Raw genomic sequence first — 2,741 nt, forward strand, 5'->3', positions numbered from 1 at the left:
CGGAAACAGCAACTCCGGCAATACCAACGGAGGATCCACGGCAGGATACCGGCTCTACCATCCGTCACCGTCACAGGCCCAGACCTATGCGGCCGGCGCCGCGGCGCAATACGGATGGACCGGGCAGAACTGGACCGATCTGGTCAAACTCTGGAACCGCGAATCCAGCTGGATGTGGAACGCCTACAACCCATCCGGCGCGTATGGCATCCCGCAGTCGCTTCCGGGAAGCAAAATGGCCACGTTCGGCGCCAACTGGAAGGATGACGCGGCAGTGCAGATCGATTGGGGTCTGAGCTATATCGCGCAGAAATACGGAAGCCCTTCCAAGGCATGGGCATGGTCTGAGCAATACAACTGGTACTGATCCGATTCCCAATCGGGCGCAGCGCCAATTCCAACTTCCTCATCAACGCGAACGGACATACACCATGACAGAAAACGCGAACACCGCCGAACAGGGCCACCTGCTCGGCGCGGCCGACATCCGCCGCATCGCCGCGGACGCCGGCATTAGCCCGACGAAGAAATTCGGACAGAACTTCGTCATCGACCCGGGCACCGTGCGCCGCATCGTGCGCGAGGCCGGCGTGACCGCCGACGACCATGTGCTGGAAGTCGGACCGGGCCTGGGATCGCTGACATTGGCGATTCTCGAAACCGGCGCGACGATGACGGCGGTGGAAATCGACCCTCCGGTGGCCGAACGCCTGCCGAAGACCATCGCGGAGTTCATGCCGGAGGCGACCGGCCGCTTCCGCGTCGTCAACCGCGACGCGCTGACCATCTCCCCAGAGAATCTGCCGGATTTCAACGACGACGAATCCTTCATCCTCGTCGCAAATCTGCCGTACAACGTGGCTACGCCGGTCCTGCTCACCCTGCTGGAACGATTCGACAACCTCGGCACGTTCCTCGTGATGGTGCAGAAGGAGGTCGCCGACCGTCTCAGCGAAAAGCCAGGTTCGAAGATCTACGGCACGCCAAGCGTGAAGCTCGCCTGGTACGGCACCGCGGAACGCGTCGGCACCATCGGCCGCAACGTGTTCTGGCCAGCGCCGAACGTGGACTCCGCGCTGGTACTGTTCAAACGTCATGAAGGCGGCCATGTGTCGTCCGCGAACAACGACGACGGCTCCACGGTGAATCGCGAGACCGTCTTCCGCCTTATCGACGCCGCATTCGGCCAGCGTCGCAAGACCCTGCACGCGGCGCTGAAGAAAATCGTGCCGTCCGAAGCGTTCGAACGCGCCGGAATCGATCCGACCCGTCGTGGGGAGACGCTCACCATCGACGAATTCGTGGCGCTTGCACGCGCGCTTGACGAGGTGTCGGCGGCATGAGCGACGCAACCAATACGGGCGATGCGAACAACACCGACGTCATGCCCAATACCGACCTTCCGGCGAACGGCATGCCTTCCGCCGTCAGCGTGGACTGCCCCGCGAAAACGAATCTGACATTGCATGTGGGCACGCCGCGCGCGGAATGGAACGGCCGTCACGAACTCGACACCGTCTACTGCGCGGTCGGCGTGTACGACACCGTCACCGCCACACGCAAGGCGCCCGGCTCGGGATTCTCACTGGACATCGAAGGCGCGTACCTGGGCGATCTGGCCTCTTCGGGCAACGACATGCGCCGCAACCATGCGGTACTCGCGCTGTTCGCATTGGCGGAAGCCTGCGGCCATGAGCCGGACGTGGCGTTAAGCATCGAAAAGCGCATTCCCGTCGGCGCCGGCATGGCGGGCGGTTCCGCCGATGCTGCCGCGACATTGCTGGCGCTCGACACGCTGTGGAACCTCCATTGGCCCATCGAACAGCTGCGGCAAGTCGCCGCCACGTTGGGCGCGGATATGCCGTTCTGTCTGACGGGAGGATACGCGCGCGGCACCGGCTTCGGCGAACGCATCGAAATCCTCGACGAACACGATGCCGCTGTGGACGAATTGGTGCGACGCGGATTTGCCGGCCGCCTGCTGGTCGGCGCGTACCACGCCGAACTGCGTACGCCGGAAGTGTATGCCGCCTTCGATCGCATCGGCGCGGGAAGCGGCGATGCGAATCATCTGCAAAAGGCCGCGGTCTCACTACATCCACGCAGCGGACAGGCAATCGACGAAGCGTTGAATGCCGGCGCCAGCCAAGCGTTCGTCTCCGGATCCGGCCCGTCCGTCATGGCCTTCGTACCGGACGAGAACGCCGAACGCAAGGTGCGGAACGCATGGCAATCGGCACGCTGCGTCGACCGCATCATCACGACGAACGCCCCGGCACGACCGATCGTGCATGTCATCGCCTGACGCGCATCGCCGCTCCGCATGGCGCATGATGCGCGCACATATCACCGCGTGACAGTAAGGTGGATGCCAATTGATTATCGAAAAGGAACTCGCAAATGACTCAGGCTTATGATGAACGTGCCGAGCGCAAGGCATATGTCCTTCGCCGCCAGAAGATCGTGTTCACCATCGTCGGCGCCATCATGGCCATCGCCATGGTGGTCTCCCTGCTGTTCTTCTTCCATGTCGGAGGATTGGGCGACGTCAAATCGGCCACGGTAGAACCGAACTACGGCAAGCAGGCCCCCTGTGCGACCAAGGATTCCTCGGACGGCAAAGCCAAGTATGTGGAGAACCGCAACATCACCGTGCGCGTGCTCAACGGCACGAAGTTCTCCGGATTCGCCACGGCCGTCAGCGACGCGTTGCAGAACCGCGAGTTCAATGTGCAGACCCC

Annotated in this window: 3 protein-coding genes and 1 pseudogene; all 4 read left to right on the plus strand. The window is 62.8% G+C overall.

Going from position 1 to position 2,741, the window contains the following annotated elements; translation table 11 throughout:
• Positions 1-367 (plus strand): annotated as a pseudogene (locus tag B3C64_RS06695) (G5 domain-containing protein); the annotation flags it as partial.
• A 64-nt stretch (positions 368-431) separates the two neighbouring features.
• Positions 432-1,343: a 16S rRNA (adenine(1518)-N(6)/adenine(1519)-N(6))-dimethyltransferase RsmA gene (gene rsmA / locus B3C64_RS06700; RefSeq protein WP_291534605.1), complete on the plus strand. Its 912-nt coding sequence runs from the start codon at positions 432-434 to the stop codon at positions 1,341-1,343.
• A gap of 41 nt (positions 1,344-1,384) precedes the next feature.
• Positions 1,385-2,305 carry a 4-(cytidine 5'-diphospho)-2-C-methyl-D-erythritol kinase gene (locus tag B3C64_RS06705; protein ID WP_291534613.1) on the plus strand — a complete coding sequence of 307 codons (921 nt, stop codon included), beginning with the start codon at positions 1,385-1,387 and terminating at the stop codon, positions 2,303-2,305.
• A 95-nt stretch (positions 2,306-2,400) separates the two neighbouring features.
• The coding region (locus B3C64_RS06710; RefSeq protein ID WP_291534607.1) for a LytR C-terminal domain-containing protein at positions 2,401-2,741 on the plus strand (341 nt) is incomplete at its 3' end.

The sequence above is a fragment of the Bifidobacterium sp. UBA6881 genome (assembly GCA_002451435.1).
GTDB lineage: Bacteria > Actinomycetota > Actinomycetes > Actinomycetales > Bifidobacteriaceae > Bifidobacterium.